General features: G+C 43.3%; 19 protein-coding genes and 1 pseudogene. 15 read left to right on the forward strand and 5 right to left on the reverse strand.

Translation table 11 applies throughout. The annotated features are described in order from the left end of the window. The first annotated feature begins 220 nt into the window (after nt 1-220). From ACFBZI_RS09165 to ACFBZI_RS09200, 8 genes are all read left to right on the forward strand, one after another. Nucleotides 221-1,984: an L-lactate permease gene (locus tag ACFBZI_RS09165; protein WP_375716026.1), complete on the forward strand. Its 1,764-nt coding sequence runs from the start codon at nt 221-223 to the stop codon at nt 1,982-1,984. Between the two features lie 342 nt (nt 1,985-2,326). Then, a complete protein-coding gene (locus tag ACFBZI_RS09170) occupies nt 2,327-3,535 on the forward strand; it encodes an alpha-hydroxy acid oxidase (RefSeq protein ID WP_375716027.1) in 1,209 nt (402 codons plus the stop codon). A 309-nt stretch (nt 3,536-3,844) separates the two neighbouring features. Next, nucleotides 3,845-5,524 (forward strand): class I SAM-dependent DNA methyltransferase, encoded by a 1,680-nt coding sequence (locus tag ACFBZI_RS09175; RefSeq protein WP_375716028.1) that lies wholly within the window; start codon nt 3,845-3,847, stop codon nt 5,522-5,524. Next, complete coding sequence (locus ACFBZI_RS09180; RefSeq protein ID WP_375716029.1) at nt 5,517-6,950, forward strand: restriction endonuclease subunit S; 1,434 nt, start codon at nt 5,517-5,519, stop codon at nt 6,948-6,950. Before ACFBZI_RS09175 ends, ACFBZI_RS09180 begins: the two co-directional genes overlap by 8 nt. After that, on the forward strand, nt 6,947-7,582 hold the full coding sequence (locus tag ACFBZI_RS09185) for a hypothetical protein (RefSeq protein WP_375716030.1): 636 nt from the start codon (nt 6,947-6,949) through the stop codon (nt 7,580-7,582). The genes ACFBZI_RS09180 and ACFBZI_RS09185 overlap by 4 nt, the downstream gene beginning before the upstream one ends. Beyond that, a complete protein-coding gene (locus tag ACFBZI_RS09190) occupies nt 7,579-10,779 on the forward strand; it encodes a type I restriction endonuclease subunit R (RefSeq protein ID WP_375716031.1) in 3,201 nt (1,066 codons plus the stop codon). Before ACFBZI_RS09185 ends, ACFBZI_RS09190 begins: the two co-directional genes overlap by 4 nt. Before the next feature lie 296 nt (nt 10,780-11,075). Continuing rightward, nucleotides 11,076-11,687, forward strand: a complete 612-nt coding sequence (gene folE / locus ACFBZI_RS09195; protein WP_375716032.1) for a GTP cyclohydrolase I FolE — start codon at nt 11,076-11,078, stop codon at nt 11,685-11,687. Between the two features lie 348 nt (nt 11,688-12,035). Beyond that, nucleotides 12,036-13,697, forward strand: coding sequence for a phospholipase D family protein (locus tag ACFBZI_RS09200; RefSeq protein WP_375716033.1), 1,662 nt, complete (start codon nt 12,036-12,038; stop codon nt 13,695-13,697). Between the two features lie 100 nt (nt 13,698-13,797). Here the strand turns inward: ACFBZI_RS09200 and rpiA are convergent, their stop codons facing one another. Then, entirely contained in the window at nt 13,798-14,469 is a 672-nt protein-coding gene (rpiA, locus tag ACFBZI_RS09205) for a ribose-5-phosphate isomerase RpiA (RefSeq protein WP_375716034.1), read from the reverse strand. Nucleotides 14,470-14,960: 491 nt separating this feature from the next. Here rpiA and ACFBZI_RS09210 point away from each other — a divergent pair, with 491 nt between their 5' ends. Next, on the forward strand, nt 14,961-15,869 hold the full coding sequence (locus ACFBZI_RS09210) for a LysO family transporter (RefSeq protein ID WP_375716035.1): 909 nt from the start codon (nt 14,961-14,963) through the stop codon (nt 15,867-15,869). Between the two features lie 162 nt (nt 15,870-16,031). Here ACFBZI_RS09210 and ACFBZI_RS09215 read toward each other — a convergent pair whose 3' ends face one another. The 4 genes from ACFBZI_RS09215 to ACFBZI_RS09230 all read right to left on the reverse strand — a co-directional run bounded on the left by ACFBZI_RS09215 (nt 16,032) and on the right by ACFBZI_RS09230 (nt 20,812). Beyond that, nucleotides 16,032-17,333, reverse strand: coding sequence for an FAD-dependent oxidoreductase (locus ACFBZI_RS09215; protein WP_375716036.1), 1,302 nt, complete (start codon nt 17,331-17,333; stop codon nt 16,032-16,034). A 416-nt stretch (nt 17,334-17,749) separates the two neighbouring features. Then, nucleotides 17,750-19,159 carry a type I glutamate--ammonia ligase gene (gene glnA / locus ACFBZI_RS09220; RefSeq protein WP_375716037.1) on the reverse strand — a complete coding sequence of 470 codons (1,410 nt, stop codon included), beginning with the start codon at nt 19,157-19,159 and terminating at the stop codon, nt 17,750-17,752. A 732-nt stretch (nt 19,160-19,891) separates the two neighbouring features. Further along, nucleotides 19,892-20,197: a hypothetical protein gene (locus ACFBZI_RS09225; protein ID WP_375716038.1), complete on the reverse strand. Its 306-nt coding sequence runs from the start codon at nt 20,195-20,197 to the stop codon at nt 19,892-19,894. 105 nt (nt 20,198-20,302) lie between these two features. Continuing rightward, nucleotides 20,303-20,812: a hypothetical protein gene (locus ACFBZI_RS09230; protein ID WP_375716039.1), complete on the reverse strand. Its 510-nt coding sequence runs from the start codon at nt 20,810-20,812 to the stop codon at nt 20,303-20,305. 304 nt (nt 20,813-21,116) lie between these two features. Here ACFBZI_RS09230 and ACFBZI_RS09235 point away from each other — a divergent pair. The 6 genes and pseudogenes from ACFBZI_RS09235 to ACFBZI_RS09260 all read left to right on the forward strand — a co-directional run. Continuing rightward, nucleotides 21,117-21,881, forward strand: a pseudogene (locus ACFBZI_RS09235) (glycosyltransferase family 2 protein); the annotation flags it as partial. A gap of 83 nt (nt 21,882-21,964) precedes the next feature. Then, nucleotides 21,965-22,807: a glycosyltransferase family 25 protein gene (locus ACFBZI_RS09240; protein WP_375716040.1), complete on the forward strand. Its 843-nt coding sequence runs from the start codon at nt 21,965-21,967 to the stop codon at nt 22,805-22,807. Then, a complete protein-coding gene (locus ACFBZI_RS09245) occupies nt 22,804-23,484 on the forward strand; it encodes a glycosyltransferase (protein WP_375716041.1) in 681 nt (226 codons plus the stop codon). Before ACFBZI_RS09240 ends, ACFBZI_RS09245 begins: the two co-directional genes overlap by 4 nt. A 15-nt stretch (nt 23,485-23,499) precedes the next feature. Beyond that, nucleotides 23,500-24,285, forward strand: a complete 786-nt coding sequence (locus ACFBZI_RS09250; RefSeq protein ID WP_375716042.1) for a glycosyltransferase family 25 protein — start codon at nt 23,500-23,502, stop codon at nt 24,283-24,285. Nucleotides 24,286-24,304: 19 nt separating this feature from the next. After that, nucleotides 24,305-25,156, forward strand: coding sequence for a WlaTC/HtrL family glycosyltransferase (locus ACFBZI_RS09255; protein WP_375716043.1), 852 nt, complete (start codon nt 24,305-24,307; stop codon nt 25,154-25,156). A gap of 97 nt (nt 25,157-25,253) precedes the next feature. Next, on the forward strand, nt 25,254-26,174 hold the full coding sequence (locus ACFBZI_RS09260) for a capsular polysaccharide synthesis protein (protein ID WP_375716044.1): 921 nt from the start codon (nt 25,254-25,256) through the stop codon (nt 26,172-26,174). Nucleotides 26,175-26,184 lie beyond the last annotated feature (10 nt).

Raw genomic sequence — 26,184 nt, forward strand, 5'->3', positions numbered from 1 at the left:
AAAAATGATTAACAAATCAAAATATGTAGAAATTGGCATAACGATTCGGTAAAATACGCTGTTTTTGTAAATTAATATAGATGACTAGATGATTGTCATTTTGGGTGGCTGCGTTTGGCAAATGCCCTTTGATAAAGACATTATCCTTTCTTTGTAATTACAAAATCTTTGCTATCGTTGATGTATTTTATCTATCTAATACTGCAAACAAGGAGTTGGCATGTATACTTTTTTGGCAATGTTGCCAATCATTATCGTATTTGTTCTACTGGTGATCATGCGTCTGCCTGCCAAATACGCCATGAGTTTGGCTTATCTTGCAACCGCTTTGCTGTCTTATTTTGTCTGGCAAACCAGCGGTAATCAAATCGCCGCTGCCACCATTCACGGTGTTTTGACAGCGGTTAATGTATTATTTATTGTTTTTTCAGCAATTCTTATTCTAAACACCCTAAAACAAAGCGGTGCAATCTCAGCGATTCGCCGTGGCTTCATGGACATTTCGCCTGACCGCCGTGTACAGATGATTATTGTCGCTTGGCTGTTTGGCTGCCTAATCGAAGGCTCAACAGGCTGGGGTACACCGTCTGCGGTCGCCGCCCCACTGCTGCTAGCCCTAGGCTTTCCTGCGATGGCGTGCGTGATGGCGGTATTGATTATCCAATCTACGCCTGTGTCTTATGGTGCGGTCGGTACGCCACTGCTAATCGGTGTGAACTCAGGTCTTGAAAATAAAGACGATGTCGCCGCCGCTTTGGCAAATGCTGGTCTGGATTTGCCTGCGTATATTTTTAATATCTCTGGCAATGTCGGCTTTATCCATGCCAGCGTTGGTTTCTTGATTCCGCTGATTTTGTGCGGATTTTTGACGCTGTTTTTTGGTCAAAAGCGTTCTTTTGCCGAAGGTCTAAAAGCCGCTCCATTTGCCCTGTTCGCAGGTCTGGCATTTACCATTCCTTATGTTTTGACTGCCAAATTTATCGGCCCTGAATTGCCGTCAATTGTCGGCTCGGTCGTGGGTATGGCGTTGGTGATTCCTGCTGCCAAGCGTGGCTTTTTGGTACCTAAGCAAGTCTTTGACTTTGGCCCCCGTGAGACTTGGGATAAAGACTGGGTGAGTGATATTGCTGTTACTGATAGCGATGACAAAGCCGCTGCCAATTTCTCAGTGCTGCGGGCGTTTTCGCCATATTTGATTATCATCGCCATCTTGATCATCACTCGCACCATCGCTCCGCTAAAAGCATGGCTAACCAGTGATGCAATGTCCATCACCTTTGCCAATATCCTAGGCACAACCATCACTAACAAAACCCAGCTGCTATACTCACCCGGTACGGTGCTGCTGCTGGTGTCGATTTTGTGCATTGCCTTGTTTGGCATGAAAGCCGATATGGTCAAAAAAAGCTGGTCAGAATCTGCCAAAACCATGCTGGCAGCTGCCCCTGCCCTGCTGTTCTCTGTGCCGATGGTGCAAGTGTTCATCAACTCAGGCACAGCACCTGATGCCGCTGTACAGATGCTGGCTATGCCAAAGGTACTGGCAGCATCTGCCGCCGATGCCTTTGAAGGTATGTGGCCGCTGGTGTCGCCTTGGATTGGGGCATTGGGGGCGTTTATCGCTGGTTCAAACACCGTCTCAAACATGATGTTTGCTCACTTTCAATGGGGGACAGCAACCCAAATCGGCCTAGATGTGATGGACGCTGCCAAAGTCGTCTCGCTACAAGCCGTTGGCGGTGCTGCAGGTAACATGATTTCGGTGCATAATGTCGTGGCAGCCTGTGCGGTTGTCGGCTTGATGAACCGTGAAGGCTATGTTATCCGCAAAACCTTAGTGGCGATGACTTATTATGTAATCCAAGGTGGTCTGATTGGCATGGCGTTAATCTTTAGCCCCCTATGGTGGGCGGCTGCCGTGGTCTGGCCGTTGGCGTTCTTATTTGTATTGAGCCGAGTTCGCCCAAAGGATAACGCCGCCTAATGCATGCTTGTCCATGATTGCAATTTGATTATTTAATTATCCTTGATTATTGTTTAATCATCAGTTAATCGTGATTTGATTGCAATCTAAATGGGCAATACGCACCAACCCAAACGGCAAGCGGTGCAAATTATCGCTTGCCGTTACTTGGCAAAACCAAGTAAAATAGCAATTTGCAAATGAGATTTATTTTATCAGTGCTTGGCGATTGATAATTTACCAATTAAGCAATGAGCAATTGAGCAATGAACAACTGGTATTGATAAAATAAATTTTATGTCTTGATTTATTTGGATTTATTTAGCTGATTAACAAAATGTATTTTAACAAAGAGAGTGTCTTATGGCAGATTTAAGTAAAATTACCGAAATTGAAGATTTGCGTCGCATCGCTGAACGCAAAGTCCCCCGTATGTTCTACGACTATGTGGACAGTGGCTCGTGGACACAGACCACTTATCGCAATAACGAAACCGACTTTGACCGCATCAAGCTGCGTCAGCGTGTGCTGGTGGATATGGAAGGCCGCTCACTTGCCACGCAGATGATTGGGCAAGATGTGTCCATGCCTGTAGCGATTGCACCGACTGGCTTTACTGGCATGATGTGGGCGGACGGTGAGATTCATGCCGCTCGTGCTGCCGAAAAATTTGGCGTGCCGTTTTCGCTATCGACCATGTCCATCTGCTCTATCGAAGATGTCGCTGAGAACACCAGCAAGCCGTTTTGGTTTCAGCTGTATGTGATGCGTGATAAAGAATTTATGCAAAATCTCATCAGCCGTGCCAAGGCAGCTCACTGCTCGGCACTGATTTTGACCGCTGATTTACAAGTATTGGGACAGCGACACAAAGACATCAAAAACGGCCTGTCCGCTCCGCCTAAACCTACCCTAAAAAATATCCTAAACCTAATGACCAAGCCTGAATGGTGCTATCATATGCTTGGCACAAAGCGGCACACTTTCCGCAATATCGCCGGCCACGCCAAAGGCGTTTCGGATCTGTCCAGCTTATCGGCGTGGACTGCCGAGCAGTTTGACCCTAGCCTAAGCTGGGACGATGTGGCACGCATCAAAGACCTATGGGGCGGCAAGCTCATCATCAAAGGCATCATGGAGCCTGAAGACGCCATCATGGCGGCACGCTCAGGGGCTGATGCGATGGTCATCTCAAACCACGGCGGCCGTCAGTTGGACGGTGCACCAAGCTCCATCGCTGCCCTATCCGACTGCGTACAAGCCGCACAAGCAGAAAACGCCAACTGCGAAATCTGGCTAGACAGCGGTATCCGCTCAGGTCAAGATGTCCTAAAAGCCATCGCCCTAGGTGCTAAAGGCACAATGATCGGACGCTCATTTTTGTATGGCTTGGGAGCGTATGGCGAAGATGGCGTGCGTCGTGCCTTAGAAATCATCTACAAAGAATGCGACACCACCATGGCGTTTTGTGGGCATACCAACATCAATGCCGTCAATGCCGATATTTTGGTCAAAGGCACTTACGAAAATCTCAAAACCAGCCAGCCACACATCACGCCGATTCGTTGGTAATGCTGAAAAAATTTGAGAAAATCAAAAAAAAATTTGGTGATTTTGACGATTTGATGAATTAATTAATTAACAATTTTAATCATTTGATTAATTTGATTACATTGATAAATCGCCAAAAATCGCATAAGCCGACCAAGCCAACCAAACCAACCAAGACAAGCCGATTATCTTGGTTGGTTTTTGGTTTTTGTGGGTTTATTATTCGATTGAACAAATTGCAGCAATCACCTGCCAAATACATTGATATCACTCCCCCAATTGTTCTATAATTAAGATTTATTTATCTGTTTTTCATCAGGAAGATTTTAGATGACTCACACCAACCAACCAACCAACCAACCAACCCAGTCTAGCCAAAATCAGCAGCTAGAGCAAAAATTTTTACACTCGCTCAACCGATCACTCAAAGCCGCCGCCGACAAACTGCGTAACAACCTAGACGCCGCCAATTATAAGCACATCGTGCTGGGGCTGATTTTTCTAAAATACATCTCAGACAGCTTTACCACACAGCAAGCCAAGCTACGCCAAGCCTTCCAAGACCCTAAGCATGATTATTATCTGCCAAAAGACGACCTTGACGACCCAAGCTATCAAGACCTACTCAATGCCGAGCTGGAAGTGCGAGATTATTACACCGCCGATACGGTGTTTTGGGTTCCTGTGTCGGCACGCTGGGACAATATCAAAGCATCAACCACCCTGCCCAAGGGAGCGGATTTGCCTTGGGGCGGTCGCTTTGGTGGCGTGTCTGCCCTGATTGACAGTGCCTTTGATAGCATCGAGCGAGATAACGACAGGCTAAAAGGCATCATTCAGCGTATCAGCGGCTATAATATCGATGACAATCAGCTGATTGGCTTGGTTGATTTGTTATCAAATAACAATTTCACTCGCCCCATGCACGACGGCAAGCCCATTCACCTATCGGCAAAGGACATTTTGGGTCATGTGTATGAGTATTTTTTGGGCGAATTTGCCCTAGAAGAAGGCAAAAAAGGCGGTCAATATTTTACGCCAAAATCCATCGTCAGCCTGATTGTCCATATGCTTGAGCCGTACACTGGGCGAGTCTATGACCCTGCGATGGGTTCTGGCGGCTTTTTTGTGCAAGCAGAACGCTTTATCAGCGAACATCAAGGCAGCCGCAATAACATCTCCATCTACGGTCAAGAGTCCAACCCCACCACATGGAAACTGGCTGCCATGAATATGGCAATCCGTGGGCTGGAGTTTGATTTTGGTAAGACCCCTGCCGACAGCTTTGGTCAGCCGCAGCACCCAGACCTAAAAGCCGACTTCGTGATGGCAAACCCACCGTTTAATGTCAAAGACTGGTGGCAAGAATCCCTAGCAGGCGACCCCAGATGGCAATATGGCATACCACCGCAGGGTAACGCCAACTTCGCTTGGCTGTCGCACATGATCCATCATCTGTCGCATCGTGGCAAAATGGCAATCGTACTCGCCAACGGCTCAATGTCTAGCCAAACCAATAACGAAGGGGAAATCCGCAAAGCTATCCTAAAAGATGATTTGGTGGAAGCGATGATCGCCCTGCCAAGCCAGCTGTTTACCAACACGCAAATCCCCGCCTGCATTTGGGTGCTGAACAAGGCAAAAGCCCGCAAAGGCGAAGTGCTATTTATTGACGCACGCCAAATCGGTTATATGAAAGACCGCACCTTGCGAGATTTCACCAATGATGACATCGCCAGCATTGCCAACACCTATCACCACTGGCAACAAAGCAAGAATTACCAAGATGTGCCAGCCTTCTGCAAATCCGCCCCCCTTGCCGAGATTGAAAAAAATGACTGGGTACTCACCCCCGGCCGTTATGTCGGCACCGCCGAACAAGAAGATGACGGCGTGCCATTTGCAGAAAAAATGCAAAAATTGACCGCTTGTTTAAACGAGCAATTTAAACAAAGTGCGGAATTGGAAGCGAAAATTAGAGCAAATTTGGGGGGATTAGGGTATGAGTGATTGGAAAATAGAAAAATTAAGTAATTTATGTATCAAAATTGGAAGTGGCTCAACCCCCAAAGGTGGGCAAAAGGTCTATTTAGAAAGCGGAAATACAAGTTTAATTCGCAGCCAAAATATTCATAACTTCAATTTTTCCCCAAATGGTTTGGTTTACATTTCTGATGAAAACGCTAACAAGTTGAAACATGTTAGCGTTGATAAAAATGATGTTTTTATCAATATTACAGGTGATTCTGTCGCTCGTGTTTGCATGCCTAACGAAAAATATTTACCAGCTAGGGTTAATCAACATGTGGCAATCTTACGCCCACTCAGCGAAATCCTAAATTCAGAATACTTGAAATATTATTTGCTACAACCGCAAATGCAAAATTATTTATTAGGACTTTCAACCAGTGGAGCAACAAGAAACGCCCTAACAAAAACCATGTTGGAAAATATAGAAATTAAATTTCCCAATATAGAGCAACAACAAGAAATCTCTAAAATTTTAGGAAGTTTAGACGAAAAAATCCAACTCAACACCCAAATCAACCAAACCCTAGAACAAATCGCCCAAACGATTTTTAAAAGCTGGTTTATTGATTTTGACCCCGTGCGAGCCAAAGCCGACGCCCTTGCCAATGGTGCAACCAGCGAGCAAGCCAATCTTTGTGCAATGCAAATCATTTCAGGCAAAAGCGAACACGCACTTACCCAATGGCAAACTACCCACCCAACGGAATATCAACAACTTTATAAACTGGCGGAAGCGTTCCCGAGAGAGTTTGAGAATGTTGATGGGGTGGAAGTGCCGAAGGGGTGGGCATATGCCAGTTTCGGCAGTTTATTAGAGCATACTATTGGGGGAGATTGGGGGAAAGAAGTTGCAGATGAAAAGCACACTGAAAAAGTCGCTATTTTAAGGGGAACTGACTTATCTGATGTATATCAAGGTAAAGATAAGAATGTGCCAATTCGTTTTGTAGAAAGTAAGAAATTAAAATCTAGAAAATTGAAAAGTGGCGATATTATCATAGAAGTATCTGGTGGTAGTAAAAACCAACCGACAGGGCGTTCACTATTTGTAACTCAAAATTTAATAAATAGATTTGATATACCATTAGAACCAGCTAGTTTTTGTAGATTATTGAGACCAAAAGATTTAAAAATTGGTTTGATACTTGGTATTCACTTGCAACTAATTTATGCAGATGGAAAAACTTGGGAATACCAAATTCAAAGTACAGGAATTAGTAATTTTCAAACAGCCCTTTTTCTTGAAAAGGAATTAGTTGTTTTACCAAGCCAAAAAATCCTAGATGAATTTTTTAAATTGGTTTTTCCTTTGTTTGAAAATATTCATTCTTGTAAAAATGGTATGCTAGAAAAATTAAGAGATTTATTATTGCCTAGATTATTAAGTGGGGAGATTGAGTTATGAGTGATAATTACAACGCCCTAGATATGTTATCGATGTCTAGAAAATTCATAAAATTAGCAGAGTTATCAGCCGAACAAATTTGTCAAAACCACAATGATGATTCGAGTGATTGGAGTACAGAAAGTTTATCCATTCCAATTTTATTCAACTTTTATCATGGTCTGGAATTAGCCTTAAAAGGTTTTATCGTTGCCCAAGATGTGGATTACAACGAAACAACTCATTGTTTTTCTAGCTTGATTAAAAAAGGTCAAGAGCTTTATAAAGAGCATAATTTTTTGTGCATTGCAAGGTTTTTTACCGTAGATTTGTCCGAAAATTCTTATTTGCAAGCATTTTTAGATGAAAACCAAATCAAGATTAACGATTGGTATCAATCATTAAAATATCCACAAGGAAAAGTTGAAAAAAAATTGAAAAATTTTCACCACTTTAACATTAAATACGATGTAAGCAAAGAATTTTGGGAAGACATAAAAAATGCTTGCTCTGATATTGATAAAGAGCTTTTGGGGCTTTATAACAAACTTGATGATAGAAATGCATATGAAAAATTTAACAAGAAAGCTTTGTCATCATTAAAAGACATGGCAACAACCAAAATGACAAAAACCCAAAAGGAAACCCCATGAAATCGCTAATCACCGAACAAGACCTAGAAAACGCCACCATGGACAGTCTGGCACAGCTGGGCTGGCGATGCCTGCACGGTGAAGACACGCTGTCTGAGCATAACGCATGGCGAGCCGACAGCAAGCAAGTGGTACTAAGACCGATACTCACCGATGCCGTGGCACGGCTAAACCCTACGCTGCCGCCAGAAGTCGTCAGCGAAGTGGTCAATACCGTCTGCCGAACCGACATCAAAGCCCTAGATGAGCAGAACCATCAAGCCTATGAGCTGATCAAACAAGGCGTGCGTGTCAGCTATACTGCCGATGGGCAGGAGCATTCGGTATTTGCCAGATTGGTGGATTTTCAGCAGATGGCGAATAACCAATTTCACGCCATCAACCAATTTACCATCAAAGGTATCCGAGAGCATCGCCCTGATGTGATGCTGTTTGTCAATGGCTTGGCGGTGGGCATCATGGAGCTAAAAAGCCCCACCAAAACCAGTGCCAGCATCAGCCACGCCTATCAGCAGATACAGACTTATAAGGACTATATCGCCGATGCGTTTATTTATAACCAAATTATCATCATCTCAGACGGTGTACAGGCACGGCTGGGCAGTCTGACCGCCGATTATGACCGCTTTACGCCGTGGCGTGTGGTGGACGAAAGCCGCCATGCCAAAGCGGTGTTTGATTATGAACTGGACGCCCTACTGGATAGCCTGCTATCGCCACAGGTGCTGATGGATTATATCCAAAACTTTATCACCTTTGAACGAAACACCCAAGGCAGACTGATTAAGAAAATCGCCGCCTACCATCAATATTATGGCGTCAATCAAGCGGTACAATGCACACTGACCGCCCAGCACCGCAAAGATGGCAAAATTGGCGTGGTTTGGCATACCCAAGGCTCAGGCAAATCTTTATCCATGCTGTTTTATGCCGCTAAGGTGCTGGCACAGCCAGAGCTTGCCAATCCCACCATCGTTGTGGTTACTGACAGAAATGATTTGGACGGGCAACTGTTTGCCACCTTTAGCACTGGCAAGCAGATGATACGCCAAGAGCCTGTACAGGCAGATGGGCGTGATGCGCTGCGAGATGAACTCAGCCGCCGAGAAACTGGCGGTGTGATATTCACCACAATCCAAAAATTTGGCCTGCATGATGACGAAACACGCCACCCAGTGCTGAACGAGAGACAAAACATCATCGTCATCACGGACGAAGCCCACCGCAGCCAGTATGGATTTGGTCAGATACTCAACAATAAGGGCAAATACCGCTTTGGCTATGCCAAGCACCTGCGAGATGCCCTACCCAATGCGTCTTTTATTGGCTTTACAGGTACGCCCATCAGCCTTGATGATAAGGACACCCAAAGCGTCTTTGGGGAATATGTGTCTATCTATGACATTCATGATGCTGTCGAAGACGGTGCAACCGTGCCAATTATCTATGAAGCTCGGCAAATCAAGCTGGCACAAAGCGATGATTTTGCCAAAATCATGGAGCAAATCAAGCAGCTAGAAGCCGAGCAAGACGACGATGGCGACCAAAAAGCCCTGCGACTGCGTGAGCAGCTGATGGGTGCAGATAGCCGACTGCAGGAGCTGGCGGCGGATTTTATTGCCCATTTTGAGCAGCGGATCAGCCTAAGCGATGGTAAGGCGATGTTTGTGGCGTCTAGCCGTGAAATCTGCGTCAAGCTGTACAATGAAATCATCAAACGCCGCCCAGACTGGCACAGTGATAATATCAACGAAGGTCAGATTAAGATTGTCATGACAGGCTCTGCCAGCGATGACAGTCATTTACAAAAGCACATTTATGGCAGTCAGGACAAAAAGACGCTCGAAAAACGCTTTAAAGATCCCAATGATAACCTAAAAATCGTGATTGTGCGTGATATGTGGCTGACAGGCTTTGATGCACCGTGCTGCCATACGATGTACATTGATAAGCCCATGCAGGGGCATAATCTGATGCAGGCGATCGCTCGTGTCAATCGTGTGTTTAAGAACAAAAGCCGTGATAATGGCGGCTTAATCGTGGACTATGTGGGCTTAAGCGAAGAGCTAAAAAACGCCACACGCCAATATACCAACAGCGGCGGCAGCGGTACAGTTACGCAGGATTTGGATCAGATTTTTGCTAAGATGGTGGATTGGATTGACACCATTCGCAATCAATTTGCCACGCCTGTTGATGGCCGAGCGTTTGACCTAGATCATGCCCTAAGTCTAGACGATGCCAAGGCACTGATGGCGGCGGTGATGGCGGCGGCAAACCACATCATCGCCTTAGACAGGGTTTATCATAACGCCCAGTCGTCAAACACCGCTCACGCACCCCATCACACGCCCAGCACGCCCAAAGAGCCAACGCCACGCAAAAACGCCTTTTTGCAAGCCATACGCCTAGCCAAAAAAGGCTATACGCTGTGCGGTGCGATGAGCCAAATCAAACCCTACCAAAAACAGCTGGCGTTTTTTGATGCGGTGCGTGCCACCATCGTCAAGCACAGCACAAAAGGTGGCCAAAAACGCCAAGACAGCGAAAAGCTGATCCGCTTGCAACTGCTCGTCAATCAAGCCATCATCTCTGATGGTGCGGTGGATTTGTTCGCCTTGGCAGATCAAGAAAACCCCAATATCAGCATCTTATCCGATGAGTTTTTGGAATGGGTCAAAGGCAGCCCAACGCCAGATCTGTGGGTGCTGGCTGTCGAAAAATACCTAGACAGCCAAATCAAAGAAAAAGGTAGCAGCAACTTGGGGCTAAAAAAGGCATTCATCGAGCGACTACAAAACGCTATGAACCAATACCACAATCACCACCTAGACACCATCAGAGTGCTAAAAGAGCTGATAGAAATGGGCAAGGCGTTCAGCGAGCAGCTCAAGCGTGGCGATGAGCTGGGATTAAACCCTGCCGAGATTGCCTTTTATGATGCACTGGCTCAAAATGGCAGTGCCAAAGACCAGATGGGCGATGAAATCTTAATCGCCATCGCCAAAGAAATCAGCCGCCAATTGAGAAAATCGGTTACGGTGGATTGGCAATACCGAGAATCCGTGCGTGCCAGTATGCGGCTTGCGGTCGGTCGTATCTTACGCCGATTCAAATATCCGCCTGATGGCTGTGAGACGGCGACAGAGTTTGTGATCAGTCAGGCGGAAGTTTTGGCAGATGAATTAAGCCAATAACTATTGGGCGGATTTTGGGCAAATTGTACCATTTTTGAAGACTTGCCATTTTAGAGCAGATTTTGACAAATTTGACAAAAATGCCAGTTTTAAACGGCATTGCTGGGTATTTATAAGTGTTCATAAGTGGTTACAAACATTTATAATTATTTGTAAACATTTTAAACGCTTGCAGTTCTAAGGCGGCGGCAATTGGGTAACTTGATATAATTTCATCACTTTTTTAATGATTTTTGCTTTTAAAAATCAAAATTTGTGCTAGGATATACCTTTTTTAATCAAACTTTGTGAAAGCCATGTCAAAATCAAATTCTGATACCGTCACCTATACGCCTGATTATGAAACTCTAGCCAGCCATTATGCCAGCATCATCTCAGCATCTGGCGAAGATTTGAGCCGAGATGGGCTACTAGATACGCCGATGCGTGCCGCCAAAGCCTTTGGTTATCTGACTCGTGGCTATCATCAGGATTTGGTAACTGTTGCCAATGATGCGGTGTTTGACTCGGACAACCCAGAGCTGGTATTGATTCAAAATATCGAGTTTTATTCTTTGTGTGAGCATCACCTGCTGCCGTTTTATGGCGTGGCTCATGTCGGCTATCTGCCCGATGGCAAGGTTTTGGGCTTATCAAAAGTCGCTCGCATTGTCGATATGTACGCTCGCCGACTACAAATCCAAGAAAATCTCACCAAGCAAGTAGCAACCGCCATCGAAGAGCTGACTGGCTGTCGTGGCGTGGCGGTGGTGATGGACGCCAGCCACATGTGCATGATGATGCGTGGCGTGGGCAAACAACAATCCACCACACGCACCACCAGTATGCTGGGCGAATTTATCCACAATCACGAAGCACGCCGTGAGTTTTTGGACGCTGTGCCACGCCGCACGCCTGCTTTTGGTTGATTGTTTGTTTTTAAATTTTTTTTTAAATTCTTTAAGTTTTTAAAATCATCAAACACACGATGGCGGATTTTGGCTGTCGTGTGTGTTGTTTTATATTAAGTTTTATTACAACGGATTTTTAAAACAGATTTTTCAATTTGGCATTGGCATTTGCTGTACTGATTACAATCAAAAAGTTGATTACGGTCAAAAATTTGCCAATGTCTTGGGTTGATTTAATACTTGGTTAATTTTTATTAAATCAATCCTTATGAAGTTTAAATCATTTCAATAAAATAACAATTTGCCAATTTATTTTTGGGCAAAATTTGCTATGATGGGATAAATTTTGCTTTATCAATGTCCGCCATGCCGTTTCGTTTCGTTTTTGTGATTACGCTTTGTACGATGATGACCGTTTTGGTCGGCTGTCATAGCCTACCAAAGACGCCACATTTGCCAAAAAGCCAAGCACTGAGCGAACAAGCCAAACAAAGACAGCAGGCACTGCGGCACAATTATCCTGTGCATCGCTTGGCATTTGCCATCAGCAATCAAGCCAAAAACCACCCCAATTTGTCAGGCTATTATCCCATCGTAACAGGGGCGGCTGCCTTTGCCGCTCGCAGCAGCTTGGCAAATCTTGCCAGCCAAACCATCGATATTCAGTACTACATTTGGCATGATGACGAAGCTGGGCGGCTGATGCTCAAGGCATTATGGGACGCTGCCGATCGTGGCGTGATTGTCCGTCTGCTGCTTGATGATATTAACAGCTCACCCCAGCTTGATGCCAAACTGCGACAATTTGCCAGCCACCCAAATATCGCCGTCCGCCTGATAAATCCTAAGGCTTATCGCAATTTGCACGGCTTGGATTATGCCCTAAATCCGCTACGCATCAATCGGCGAATGCACAACAAAAGCATGACTTTTGATAACAAAGTCAGCATCATCGGCGGACGCAATATCGGCAATGAGTATCTGGACAGCACTTCGGCCAGTACTTTTGCTGATTTAGATGTGATGCTGGTCGGTGCGGTGGTCGGTGAGATTGGTCAGAGTTTTGAGCAATATTGGTCATCGCCCTTGTCGTTTGACATCGAATCTTTGGTGCTGCCAAGTGTCATCGAGCCAGCACCGTTGAGCGATTTGGCAACTGGCGATCAAGCCACGCCTGCCGTATCAATCATTAGCAAAAACAAACAAAAAGATAAGCATAAAGAAAAAATCAAACAGCCAGACAATCCGCAGATTTTTCGCACTTATCAGCAAGCCATGAAAAACACCACCATTGGCCATGATATTTTGAATTATCAAGTGCCGTTTTATTGGACGAACATTCATCTGATGGTTGATGATGTGCAAAAATTGAGCGGCAATGCCAGTCCTGATGGCTTTTTAATCGCCCAGCTGCAGCGGCAATTAAGCCAGCCTGCCCATCAATTTAGCATCATTTCATCGTACTTTGTGCCAACCAAAGACGGCGTTAAGATATTGACCCAGCTTGCCAGACAAGGCGTGCAAGTTCGCATTTTGACCAATTCGTTTGATGCCACCGATGTCGGCATCGTCCACGCAGGCTATGCCCATTGGCGAAAAGATTTGCTACAAGCAGGCGTGCAATTGTTTGAAATCAAAGCCAGCAGCCCTAATGAGCCAAATGCCAGCCGCTTTATCGGCATTCGCCAACAAAGCCGCACCAGCCTGCACGCCAAAGCCTTTGCCATTGATGAGCAGATTTTTATTGGCTCGTACAATATCGACCCACGCTCCGCCAATATCAACAGCGAAATCGGCGTACTGATTCAAGACGGCAGACTGGCCAATCAGCTGCACGATGCCCTAAGCGATAAGCAGGCATTATTGCAGCGAGTTTATGAACTCAAGCTCAACGCCCAAGACAAAATCGAATGGCACACCATCGAGCAGGGGCAGCCAGTGATTTATCAGCACGAACCGCACATGAGCAAAAAAGATCGTGCGGTGATTGGCATTGTCAGCTGGCTGCCAATAGATTGGCTGTTGTGATTTTATCAGATTTTATCAACTTATTTTAGTAACTTGCTTTAAAAGATTAAAATTAAGTTTAAATCAGTTTGATAAATTTATCCGCCAAAATCACCGACCGTTACAGGCGAGCAAACTTTACCGTTTCTACGCCAGCATCACTGGCTTTTAGCATAATATGAGCGGCTTGGGCAGCAAATACGCCATTACACACCACACCGACAATGTTATTTAGGCGTTGTTCCACTGCTGCCGCATCGGTAATGGTCAAATCATAAGTGTCCAAAATCACATTGCCATAATCGGTAACAAAACCTTCACGATACACAGGGTTGCCACCCATAGCGACCAGTTGGCGTGCCGCATAAGAGCGTGCCTGTGGCAGCACTTCCACAGCAACAGGGAATTTGCCCAGCGTCTGCACAATCTTAGACTCATCAACCATACAAATAAACTGCTTGGACGCTGCGGCGACGATTTTTTCACGAGTCAAAGCACCGCCACCGCCTTTAATCATATTGCCCGCTGCGTCAATTTCGTCCGCACCGTCAATGTACAGATCCAAATCACCCACTTGATTCAAATCAAAAATCTCAATACCCAAGGCACGCAATTTGTCTTCGGTAACTTGTGAGCTTGCCACCGCCCCTTTTATTTTGACCTGTGGCAACAGCTCAATTAAGCAATTTACCGTGCTGCCTGTGCCGACACCCAAAATGATGCCATCATCAATGTGCGATAACGCTGCTTTGGCGGCAGCTTGTTTTTGAGCCAGTTTTGGATCGATATTCATAATAATCCTGTGATAAACCTAAGATAGACCTAAAATAGACTTTATTAAAACTGATAAACAGCTTAAAAATCAGCCCTAATTTTACGCCAAAGCCAACAAAAACTAAACCATTTTTATCATTTATTTGTCATTTTGTATCAATTTTAATCCTGTTTCAATCCTATTTTAACCCAACTTTGGCTAATTTTTAACTAAATTTAACCCAGTTTAATAAAAATCTTATCAAAATCCCAAGTTGTAGCTGTCATGCGTGGGCTGCTTTTTGTTGATAAAATCTGATAACAGTCATCACAATCAATAACGGTCAATAACCATCGCTAAAACGCTTGGCAATTTGGTATTTTTATAAAATATGGCAAATTTTGCAAAATCATCTTTGAAAAATGTTACAATGTCGCTTTGTGCTGTGGTTTCATTTTTATTTTATTCACATTTGGTTAAAATTTAATCAAAATCCAATCAAAACAAATTCACCAAACCAAGGGACTTCAATGCAAGGCATCATCACGCTGATACTCATTCTTAGCCCAATGTTGGTGGGGTTTGCCCTGCCTGCGTCCAAAACCATGGTTGCCAAGAGTAATGCTGCACTTAATTATTTGGTGTATCTGATTTTGATTGTTATCGGCATTGAGCTGGGCTTGGTGGACGATTTGTTACAAAAAGTGGGTGATATTGCCAAATATCTTGGCGTATTGATTGCTTTGAGTATCGGCACAGGCTCACTGGCTTTGATGGCGTTTGACCGCTTATCTGCCACCAAAGCGACACACCACCGCACACACGCCAGCACGCCCAAGGTCAGCCTGCATGGCAGCTTGGTGCAGCTGGTTTGTCTGGGGCTTGGATTTTTGATGGCAAAATTTTTACCGCCTGAGCTCTTACCACCACCAAAAACCACAACCGTGCTATTGATGCTGCTGCTGTTTTTGGTTGGCATCAGCCTAAAAGGCTCTGGCGTTGGGCTAAAACAAGCCTTAATTGATAAGCGTGGCTTACAAATCAGTGCCGTATTTATGCTATGCACGACAGCAAGCGGTGCGGTGTTTGCCTTGATATTTGACGATGTCAGCCCATACCAAGGCTTGGCACTGGCATCAGGTTATGGCTGGTATTCGCTATCAGGGACGATTATGACCGATGCTTATGGGGCAGTTTGGGGTAGTGTCGCCCTGCTCAATGACTTGGCTCGTGAAGTGCTGGCGTTGATTTTTATTCCTTGGGTGATGCGTTATTCACCATCGGCAGCCATCGGTTTGGGTGGTGTTACCAGTCTGGATTTTACCCTACCGACCATTTTACAATCAGGCGGTACGCACATCATGCCCACGGTGATTAGCTTTGGTTTTATTACCAATGTTGTCTCACCAATTTTGATGGTGTTTTTTAGTTCTTTTTAACAGTTTAACAATTTAGCGGTTTAATGATTGCCAATTTGACGATTTGGCGATTTCATGATTTGAGCTAAGAATTTGGCGATTTGACCACCCAAATGGCTTAACTGTTTGATATTTTATCGTTGATATTTGATAAATCGTTTAATATAACTAAATAAAACCATCTTAACGATTGGCTCGCTCAATCAGCTGCTGCATGACAAATGGCGTTTTGGCAATCCGATTGACCAGCTCACTCCGCAAATAACGCACCGCCTGAATGTCGGCAATGCCTGACGCATAAGCAAAATTAATCAGCGAAAAGCTGTGCATCATCATTTGGTTGTTGCTTTTGACCTGTCTTTGGTAGTCCTTGAGCAGTCGTGGGTGTAGCGGTGCTTTTTTCTGATGGTAATGATCCACCACGCCCAATAACGCCGCCACATCTGACAGACCCAAATTCAGCCCCTGTCCTGCCAAAGGGTGTACGCCATGTGCCGCATCGCCGATTAACGCCAACCGACCACGGACATAGCTTTGGGCAGCTTGGGCGGATAAGGGAAAACTTGCCACCGACTCGATGGCTTGCACCGCACCAAGCTCATAGCCACTGGCAATGTTTAGCCGCTGTATTAAAGTATTGGCATCGGCTTGATAATCGCCCAAATAATCCGCCGCCAAGCACTCTGGCAAAGTCCAAACCACCGATTGCCAGCAGCCATTATCCGCCGCCGTCATATCCGCCACGGGCAATAACGCCAGCGTGCCTGTGGGTCGCATGATTTGCCGTGCGGTGTTTTGGTGTGGCTTATCGGTGCGTATGGTGCAGCAGATGGCTCTTTGGTGATAATCCAGCGTATCCAAACCCACGCCCATCACTTCACGCACCACAGAGCGGCGACCGTCCGCCCCAAGCAACAATTTGGCACGGATTTGCTGTTGTTTGCCGTCTTGCTCATAGCGAATTATCACGCCATCTGACTGTGTGTCAATCGCCATGGACGAATCCACCAAACGGCAGGCGTAGTTAATGCGTAAATTTTTGCTAAGTAAATCATCATGAGCAAACCGCCAAAGCACTTCATCAAGCACAGACGGCTCAATCATAGAACCCAACAGCTTGGGCATGCCAGCACAATTGTCATAAAAATCCAGCTCGCCATGATCATCGCACGACCAGACTTTGACCCTGTGATAATCCACCTTGCGTTTAATGGTTTGCCATATGTCGATTGTTTCAAGCAGTGCAATGCTGGCACAGCTTAGGGCATACACTCGCACATCACGCACCGCCAACCGCTTGGCAAAGTCATCAGCCATCGGCACAGGCTTATTGTCCAAAACCACCACCTGATAGCCACGCTGTGCCAAAGCAATGGCAGCAACCATACCCACCACGCCTGCCCCAATGATGGCGACATCACAGCTGTCTGATGGCTGACTGGGTGAAAAATTGGTATTGCTGGGATTGGCGGCTGAATACTTCATGCGATGCTCTTGGTTTTTGGCCAAATTGGCTGATGGCGATTTTGGCTAATTTTGCTGATTTTACAAATTTTATCAAGTTTTAATTTTAAATTTGCTTTGGTGAATGTGGCAAATTTGGCAGCAAATTTGGTAAATATCACCAATTTCACAAATGCCTATTGTACCCCAAAATAGAACAATGCAAAACCTTGATTTTGCCAGTTTGGCTTGATGGGTTTGGATAAGATAAGTTTTGGGCAAATGGTATTGATCGTTATCATTGCTTAAAATCAGATTTTAAATAAATTTTTAAACAAATTTTTAAATAATAGCCAAAATAACAGTTTAAATAATAGCCAAAAACAAACCCCAAAGCAAAAACCTTGGGGCTTATGGTTAATCATCGGCAATTTGTCAAAATTGACCAAATTGACCAATCAGCAGCGATAATACAAATCAAACTCCAGTGGGTGTACCGCTTCGTTTAATTTATGCACTTCTTGCATTTTTAGCTCAATATAAGCATCAATCATCTCTTTGCTAAACACATCGCCTTTTAATAAGAACGCATGGTCTTCTTTGAGTGCATTTAGGGCAACTTCCAGATTTTCTGCCACGGTTGGAATCAGTGCTTCTTCTTCTGGTGGCAAATCGTACAAGTTCTTATCCGCTGCTTCACCCGGATCGGTCTTATTTTCAATACCGTCAAGCCCTGCCATCAAGAGTGCAGCAAAGCACAGGTATGGGTTGGCGGCTGGGTCTGGAAATCGTGCTTCGATACGCACCGCTTTTGGGCTAGAGACATGCGGAATGCGAATCGATGCCGAGCGGTTCGATGCCGAATAAGCCAGCTTAATCGGTGCTTCAAAGTGCGGTACCAGACGCTTATAGCTGTTTACCGTTGGGTTGGTGATGGCATTCAAGGCTCGAGCGTGCTTGATGATACCGCCGATAAAATGCAAGGCAGTCGTTGATAAGCCAGCGTATTCATCACCTGAAAAAGTATTGACGCCGTCTTTTGAGATTGAGATATGCACATGCATGCCTGAGCCATTATCGCCAACGATTGGTTTTGGCATAAAGGTAGCACTCTTGCCAAATTGGTTGGCGACATTTTGAACGACATATTTAAATTGCTGTACTTCGTCCGCCTTTTTGACCAAGGTATTAAACGACACGCCAATTTCCAGCTGGCACGACGCCACTTCGTGATGATGCACTTCAACACGCCCTTCGCCCATGATGTCTTCGATGCGATCACACATCACCGCACGCATATCATGGAAATGATCCACAGGGCCTGTTACTGCATACGCCCCTTTGACCAGTGGACGCTGACCGTTATTGCCCCAAGCGTAGTCTTCGTTAGTGGACCAAGCGGCAGCTTCGGAGATGATGCGATTTCTTGCACCTGATTGGTCAATATCCCATTTGACTTCATCAAACACAAAAAATTCTGGCTCTGGGCCAAAAAATGCCGTATCGCCAATGCCTGTTGATTTTAGGTAAGTTTCGGCACGGCGAGCGATTGAGCGTGGGTCTTTTTCGTAGCCTTGCAAGGTGGCAGGCTCGATGACATCACAAGTAACCACCACAGTCGGTGCTTCAAAGAACGGATCGACATAAGCACTGTCAGGGTCTGGCAACAAAATCATATCCGATGCTTCGATGCCCTTCCAGCCAGCCACTGACGAGCCGTCAAACATTTTGCCATCTTCTAGCGTGTCTTCATCAACAGTCGATGCAGGGAAAGTCAAATGCAGCTCTTTGCCATGCGTGTCGGTAAAGCGAAAATCCACCCACTTAGCACCCGATGATTCAATCAAATCAAACAATTTATTTGACATATCAATCCAACCTTAAATTAAAGTTAATTTTTGCTACTTATGCGATACCAATTTATATGATGCAAATTGCACCAAATTATACCAATTTACATAAATTTATCTAAACAAACAATTTTAAATAAACAACAAGCCAAAGCACATACCACCACGCACCAATTCACCGCATTAACTGGCAATTTGACGATGTTTTAAGGTGATTTTAAGATAATTCAAAGTGGTTACGGTGCAGTTGCCCTGCTCATTTGTCAGCTATGATACGCCTTTTTTAATCAAAGGTAAAGGCAAAAAGCAGGCAATTTGACCGTTAATTGGCATAAATTAAGATAAATAATAAATGGTTATTAACTGATAAATTTTTGGTATAAATAAGATTTTTATGATGGTGTTTGTTTTTATAAGTGATTGATATTAAATATTTTTTATAAAAAGTTGGCAAATTTTGGGTTTTTTATTTTTAGATAATTCATTATTTTTGGGATATAAACTGTTTTAAATAATTACACTAATAACATTTTATTATCCAATCATAGTATTTTATGATAAAAAAATGCTGGAATGGTGATTTGGTGAGTGTGGTAAGTCAGTTTGGCAAGTTTGCATCAGTCTAAATCAGTTTTGGTAAACTGGCCTAAAAAAAAATTGGCTTGCCAAATGCCCAAATTAAGAAAAATTTATCAGCAAATTGACAAGCCAAACCGCATCACAAAGCCGCATCAGGAATGGTCAGCCTGCTTAATCTGGCAAATTCATTTGGCTAGTGTCTGGATTTAACCCAAAATAAAACACCACCGTCGCCACCAAGCTATTGACCCCAATAAACGCCCAATCAAAGCCATTATGATGCAGCACATAATGCCCCAAAAGCATTGATACGCCAAGCATCACCACAAAACACCCTACCAGCCAAGCGATGATGATTGGGTGGGTGGCAGAAGTAATCTCGCCTGATTTTCGCTTGGCGTGTAGCAGTTTTAGATTGATAAAAAAGCCAGCCGTATAAACGACAGCCCCCATCAATAAATAACCCAAAAAGCTCATTTTTGCCCCTTTTTTGCTGTATTATAGCCTGTATTTAATCAGATAATTTTGCCACTATTTGTAAATTTATCGATTTAAATAGATTTAAATTGATTGATAAATTTGCTATTGGCGGATTTCATCGCATGGCACTTGATAAATGGTGTTCACCGCTCCCATCAGTGCCACCACATAGGGGCTGTCCACCAGTGGGTTGGTGTTGGCGGTCGTCTCATGCACTTGGGCGATTGCCATGATACCATCTGGGCGTGCGACAATCTCGCCTGTCACATCGCTGACAGACAGATTGATGGCATTGACCGCAAACGACTGCCAGCCGTTGGCTTTTGGTAGTAGTGTCAGCGGTTCAGGATTGTCCCAGACGCTTGCTTTGCCCTTTGGCTCTTTCATCTGCATCACATAATGGCCGTTTTGGCGGCTGATTTTGATGGCGGCAGGCGTGTCTTTGTCAATAGTGTAACAGCCGACATAATCGACTTTGTGGTCGCTTTGGGCGGTTAAATTCTCGGCAGTTTTGGCAGTTTCATCGGTCGGCGTTTTTTGGCAAGCCGTCAAAGTCGCCACCATAACCACCGCAGCCACCAAACAGCCACTAGCAAATAAACGATTAATCATCACTTTCCCATATCTATTCATTAAATTTGTTAATTTAAGCAATCATCAAACGCCCCATTGTACTCAAAAACACCCAGTTTTGCCAGTGTTTTACCCCTATTTTACCACTGTCTTACTGCCAAGCTACCACCATCTTGCTGTTATCTTGCTGCCACTTGGCAAAAATAATCACACAAATGATGGCAATCACAAAAACCCTTGTTAATCTTACAAAAGCCACTAGCCAAAGCACGCAAAGTTAAGTAAAATGGTGCGTAAGTTTTTACTCAAATTTTTCAATTCAGATTTAATTTAGATTTACACAATGAACGAACCCAAGCCCTACCGCCTGTCGGTTGTGATGATTGTCAAAAACGAAGCCCACAACCTTGCCAAATCTCTGCCACCACTACAAGGCTTAGCGGACGAAATCATCGTGCTAGACAGTGGCAGCACGGACGATGGCCAAGCGGTGGTTGAGCAATACGGCGGTAAATGGTTTGTTAATACCAACTGGCAAGGATTTGGCCGACAACGCCAACTCGCCCAAAGCCATGCCACTGGCGACTGGATATTGGCACTGGACGCCGATGAAGAGATTAGCCCAGAGCTAAAGGTAAGCATCGCCGCCGCCATCGCCAAGCCGCCCGATGATACAGTGTATGGTCTTAAGCGTTTGGATTATATTTTTGGTCATCAGATTGACAATGCCTTTTGGGGTGTCAAGGCTTATTGGCGGCTGTTTCCCAATAAGTTTGGTTTTAATGATTTGCAAGTGCATGAATCGCTTGATATTACTGGGGCAAAAACTGCCAAACTGTCAGGATTTTTATACCATCACACCGCCCCAAATCTGCAATTTTTATTACAAAAACGCCTAAGTTACGCCCAAACATGGGCAGATGAACGCCACCAAAAAGGCAAAAAAACCAACCTGTTTGCCGTGCTTGCCAATCCGCTTTGGCAATTTGTCCGCCAATATTGGCTTGATGGGCGATTTTTACAAGGGCGTTATGGCTTGATTTATTCATTAATTTTTTGTCAATATACTTTTAATAAATATTTGATACTTTGGCAAAAACAGAAAAACACTCAAGCATAACTTAAAGCGTAGGATTTTTAAATATATTTTAAGTAAAATCAGCTTATCCATCATTGGAATTATCAAGAAAAATGAAAATTTTTATTATCAATCTGGAACAATCCACCGACCGACTGGCACAACAGCAGGCACAATTTGAGCGGTTGGGGCTGACATTTGAGCGGTTGCCTGCCGCTACGGTGAATGATATTTCAGAAACATTTTATTTACAAAATCTAAAGCACGGACAGCGGCTGATTAAGCAAACCGAGATGGCGTGTTTTTTGAGCCACAAACGAGCATGGGAAAAAGTCGCCCAAGAAAACCAACCTTGCGTTATCCTAGAAGATGATGCGGTGCTGGTGCGTGATTTTGCCGAAATTTTGGCACAGATTGACGCACTGGTCAATACGCCAGACAATCAACTGGGCGGTCAAATGGATTTGATTAATTTGGAAGTCTATGGACGCACCAAAATTGTCGGCAAATCCAGCACTGTATCGCTGCTAGATCAGCAATACCAGCTCATTCCCTTGTTGCTGGATAAAAGCGGTACAGGTGGCTACATTTTATATCCCAGTGGTGCCAAAAAACTCTTAAAACACGCCCAATCGCATTTTGCGCTTGCTGATGCTTTTATTTATCATTGTCCAAGTTTAAATATGTATCAAATCGAGCCTGCCGCCCTACTACAAGATGATAAATGTGCCTTATATGGCATCGCCATCACGCATGCATCAAACTCGATGATTGGACAAATCCAAAATACCATCAGCTTTCAGCCGACACTGTGGCAAAAAATTCGCTTTAAAAAAAACCGCATTATCACGCAAATTTCACTTGGATTTCGCACCATTGCCGCCTTAATACAAGGTGAAAAACGGCAAATCGATGTGAATACTGATAAATTTCATACCAAGAGCCAACAATTATGACAAACATGGATAAAGTTACCCTGTGCCTAACCATTGGCAAACGCCCCAAAGAACTTGCCCAAACGCTTAATTCTTTGATAAATCAGTTAAAATTTCAGCACATTATCGCCATCAACGACTTTGGCGACGAAGCGACCAACCAAGTTTTTATTGAAAAATGCCCCCAAGGTCAGCTTATTAATTTGGGGTATAATTTAGGACATCACAAAGCCATTGATTATATGTATCAGCAGGTCAAAACGCCGTATATTTTTCACTGCGAAGATGATTGGCTGTTTGATAGTCAGCCCGATATTGCCAAGGCGATACAGATTTTGGAAACGCACCCCCAAATTAGCTGCATTGGCTTTCGTAAAACCGATGATTTTTTGTACACTCCAGAGCAGCGAGATGCCGTCAAAGCATTGGGCGATGATTTGGTAGGCTATGTGCGAGTGGATCATTTGCACGAGCAATGGCACGGCTATTCGTTCAACCCCCACCTTGCAAAAACAGCGTTATGGCAACGCCACCAGCCATTTGCCAACTTTAAAAAAGAACGCCACATTTCACGATTTTTACGAAAACAAGGCATGCACATGCTATTTTTAGAGCAAGGCAACTGCCATCACATTGGTCATGAAAGCGTTTCTAATCCACCCAAAAAGACACTTTGGCAAAAATTAAAATTTTGGTAATTTGATAAGATAAATATGAAAAACTATGTCATTAGCCTAACCACAGCAGACACACGCCGCCAACACATCACCCAAGAATTTGGCAAGCAGAACATTGCTTTTGAGTTTTTTGATGCGATAACGCCAAAGGATATTGATGAATTGGCAGTCAAATTTAATCCTTATCTTAAAGACAGTACTTTATTGACTGATGGTGAAAAAGCGTGTTTTTTAAGTCATGTTTGCTTATGGCAAAAGATGATTGATGATGATTTGGATTATATGGCAGTTTTTGAAGATGATGTGTATTTGGGCGAAAATGCTGGGGTGTTTTTGGCTGATGCTGGGTGGCTTGATGGTTTGGGTATTGATTATCTAAAAACCGAAACTTTTTTACAAGAAAGAAAACTGGCAAAAGATGCTATCAATCTGCCAGATAACCGAATCGCCAAAATCCTACGAGAGCCACATTTGGGAACGGCAGGCTATATCATCTCTAAGCAGATTGCCAAAAGCTTGTTGGATTTTATTCAGCAATTGGACACACACGCCCTAAAACCCATCGATCATCTGATGTTTGAAGAATATTCTAAGACAAAAACAGTCATGCCGATTTATCAGATGCTGCCTGCCATCGTCGCCCAAGAGTTTATCCTATATCCCAATCGTGATATCCTGCCAAGCGATCTGAAACAATCTCGTGATCAGCGAGTCAAAAACAAACCAAAACGCCCATTATCCGCCAAAATCAAGGGCGAATTGTCCAACGCCTATCGCAAAACCTTTGGTAAAATGGTTAGAACTTTGGTGGAGTTTCGTTAATAAACACGGGGAAATTAATATGGACAATATCACTATTGTCACAGCTTTTTTTGACATTGGTCGTGGTAATATTTCCACTGATAATTATCCAGCATACCTAAACAGAAGTACGGATACTTATTTTGAGTATTTTTCTAATTTGGCTCAATTAGAAAATGAAATGATTATATTTACTTCACAAGAATATAAACAAAAAATTTTAGATATTAGAAAAAATAAACCAACAACAGTTGTTGAATTTGATTTCAAACATCGTTTTCAATCTATGCGGACAGCTATTAGCAAAATTCAAAATAACCCTGATTTTATCTCAAGAATCAACCCACAGCAAAGAAACAATATCGAATATTGGTCTGCTGATTATGTCATGATAAACAATATGAAAACTTTTTTTGTCAATCAAGCAATTTGTAAAAACTTGGTATCAAACGATCAAGTAGCTTGGGTAGATTTTGGATATGTTAGAGATAAAGAAATTTTAAATAATGTAAAATTTTGGAAATATCAATTTGACAAAGAAAAAGTAAATCTCTTTAGCATTAATAAACATATGCAAACTATTGACACTTTTCAACAGGTGACAGATTTTATATTTAATAATCAGGTGTTTATAATTGGGGGTTGTATTGTAGCCACCAAGAAAAAATGGAGAGAATTTATTCAAGTTTTGTCTTTTTGCCAAAAATACCTAATCAAGAAAAATATTATAGATGACGATCAAGGGCTGTATGTAATGTGCCTATATCAAAAGCCCGAATTATTTAAAATCAACTATCTTGGGAAAAAGCAATGGTTTGCATTATTTAGAAAATATGATAAGACTTCAAAAATTTCATTGATAGAAAAAATTAAAGATTATTTTGGTTGGTAAAATTATGAATCAAGACCTTCAGCAAATTATTACAGCTCTGGATAGCACAGCAAAATTGAAATCAACCATTGACATCTTGGAACACAAACCATTTAAAATGTTTTATCGAACATTTTTGCCCAAAAAAATACGCAACCGACTAGCACTGAAGGCAAGTATCCAGCAACAGCAGCATTTATCAGATAATTTTAGAAAACTGCTCACTCTTTATTATGATAATCATCTTGAAAAATTTTCCATATCTGCCAAAAAAGACCTAGGCACTCAAAAAATCATTTGGCAATATTGGGGGCAAGGCATTGATGATAATTTGCCCGAGATTGTTAAGATTTGCTTTTCATCTGTCGATAAATACAAAGGTGATTATCAAGTCATTCGCCTAGACGATCGCACCATTCATGATTATATTGATTTGCCTGATTTTGTTTGGCAAAAACGGCAAAATCCAGCCTTTAAACATGCGTTTTTTGCAGATCTGCTAAGGCTCGCACTATTGGATACTTATGGCGGAATTTGGGCAGATGCGACAATTTTATTAACCGCACCCATTGATGATTGTATCAAAAACCAAGAATTTTTTATGTTTCAGCGAGACAATCAAGCTCAAAATCAAGAATTTTGGCAAAATTTTAACGCTGAGTATTTTGGCTGGCATGAGCAACATTCTGTTAATGTGCTAAACAGTTTCATCGTTGGTAAAAAGAAAAATCCAGTTATTAATCACTGCTTAAATATTTTGCTAAATTTTTGGCAAACGCAAAATACCATTCCCCACTATTTCTTTTTTCAAATCATGTTTGATGTATTGATTAAGGAATTTATTCCAGAGCAAAATTGTCCGATTCTTGATGATACTTTACCGCATTTGTTACAGACCAAACTCACCAAACCTTTTGACCAACAGGATTATCAAGATATTATTGGTAAAATCAATATACATAAAATGACTTATTTGGATCGCAAGCCAAGCCAACAAGATACTTATTATCATCATTTGTTGGTAGGTTATGGCAATTAAGCGGATTTAT

It is taken from the genome of Moraxella marmotae (assembly GCF_042219885.1).
GTDB classification, from domain to species: Bacteria; Pseudomonadota; Gammaproteobacteria; order Pseudomonadales; family Moraxellaceae; genus Moraxella; species Moraxella marmotae.

Coding starts and splice junctions, on each gene's coding strand:
- ACFBZI_RS09165 (WP_375716026.1), top strand. CDS start 221: ATGTATACTTTTTTGGCAATGTTGCCAATCATTATCGTATTTGTTCTA.
- ACFBZI_RS09170 (WP_375716027.1), top strand. CDS start 2,327: ATGGCAGATTTAAGTAAAATTACCGAAATTGAAGATTTGCGTCGCATC.
- ACFBZI_RS09175 (WP_375716028.1), top strand. CDS start 3,845: ATGACTCACACCAACCAACCAACCAACCAACCAACCCAGTCTAGCCAA.
- ACFBZI_RS09180 (WP_375716029.1), top strand. CDS start 5,517: ATGAGTGATTGGAAAATAGAAAAATTAAGTAATTTATGTATCAAAATT.
- ACFBZI_RS09185 (WP_375716030.1), top strand. CDS start 6,947: ATGAGTGATAATTACAACGCCCTAGATATGTTATCGATGTCTAGAAAA.
- ACFBZI_RS09190 (WP_375716031.1), top strand. CDS start 7,579: ATGAAATCGCTAATCACCGAACAAGACCTAGAAAACGCCACCATGGAC.
- folE (WP_375716032.1), top strand. CDS start 11,076: ATGTCAAAATCAAATTCTGATACCGTCACCTATACGCCTGATTATGAA.
- ACFBZI_RS09200 (WP_375716033.1), top strand. CDS start 12,036: ATGCCGTTTCGTTTCGTTTTTGTGATTACGCTTTGTACGATGATGACC.
- rpiA (WP_375716034.1), bottom strand. CDS start 14,469: ATGAATATCGATCCAAAACTGGCTCAAAAACAAGCTGCCGCCAAAGCA.
- ACFBZI_RS09210 (WP_375716035.1), top strand. CDS start 14,961: ATGCAAGGCATCATCACGCTGATACTCATTCTTAGCCCAATGTTGGTG.
- ACFBZI_RS09215 (WP_375716036.1), bottom strand. CDS start 17,333: ATGAAGTATTCAGCCGCCAATCCCAGCAATACCAATTTTTCACCCAGT.
- glnA (WP_375716037.1), bottom strand. CDS start 19,159: ATGTCAAATAAATTGTTTGATTTGATTGAATCATCGGGTGCTAAGTGG.
- ACFBZI_RS09225 (WP_375716038.1), bottom strand. CDS start 20,197: ATGAGCTTTTTGGGTTATTTATTGATGGGGGCTGTCGTTTATACGGCT.
- ACFBZI_RS09230 (WP_375716039.1), bottom strand. CDS start 20,812: ATGATTAATCGTTTATTTGCTAGTGGCTGTTTGGTGGCTGCGGTGGTT.
- ACFBZI_RS09240 (WP_375716040.1), top strand. CDS start 21,965: ATGAAAATTTTTATTATCAATCTGGAACAATCCACCGACCGACTGGCA.
- ACFBZI_RS09245 (WP_375716041.1), top strand. CDS start 22,804: ATGACAAACATGGATAAAGTTACCCTGTGCCTAACCATTGGCAAACGC.
- ACFBZI_RS09250 (WP_375716042.1), top strand. CDS start 23,500: ATGAAAAACTATGTCATTAGCCTAACCACAGCAGACACACGCCGCCAA.
- ACFBZI_RS09255 (WP_375716043.1), top strand. CDS start 24,305: ATGGACAATATCACTATTGTCACAGCTTTTTTTGACATTGGTCGTGGT.
- ACFBZI_RS09260 (WP_375716044.1), top strand. CDS start 25,254: ATGTTTTATCGAACATTTTTGCCCAAAAAAATACGCAACCGACTAGCA.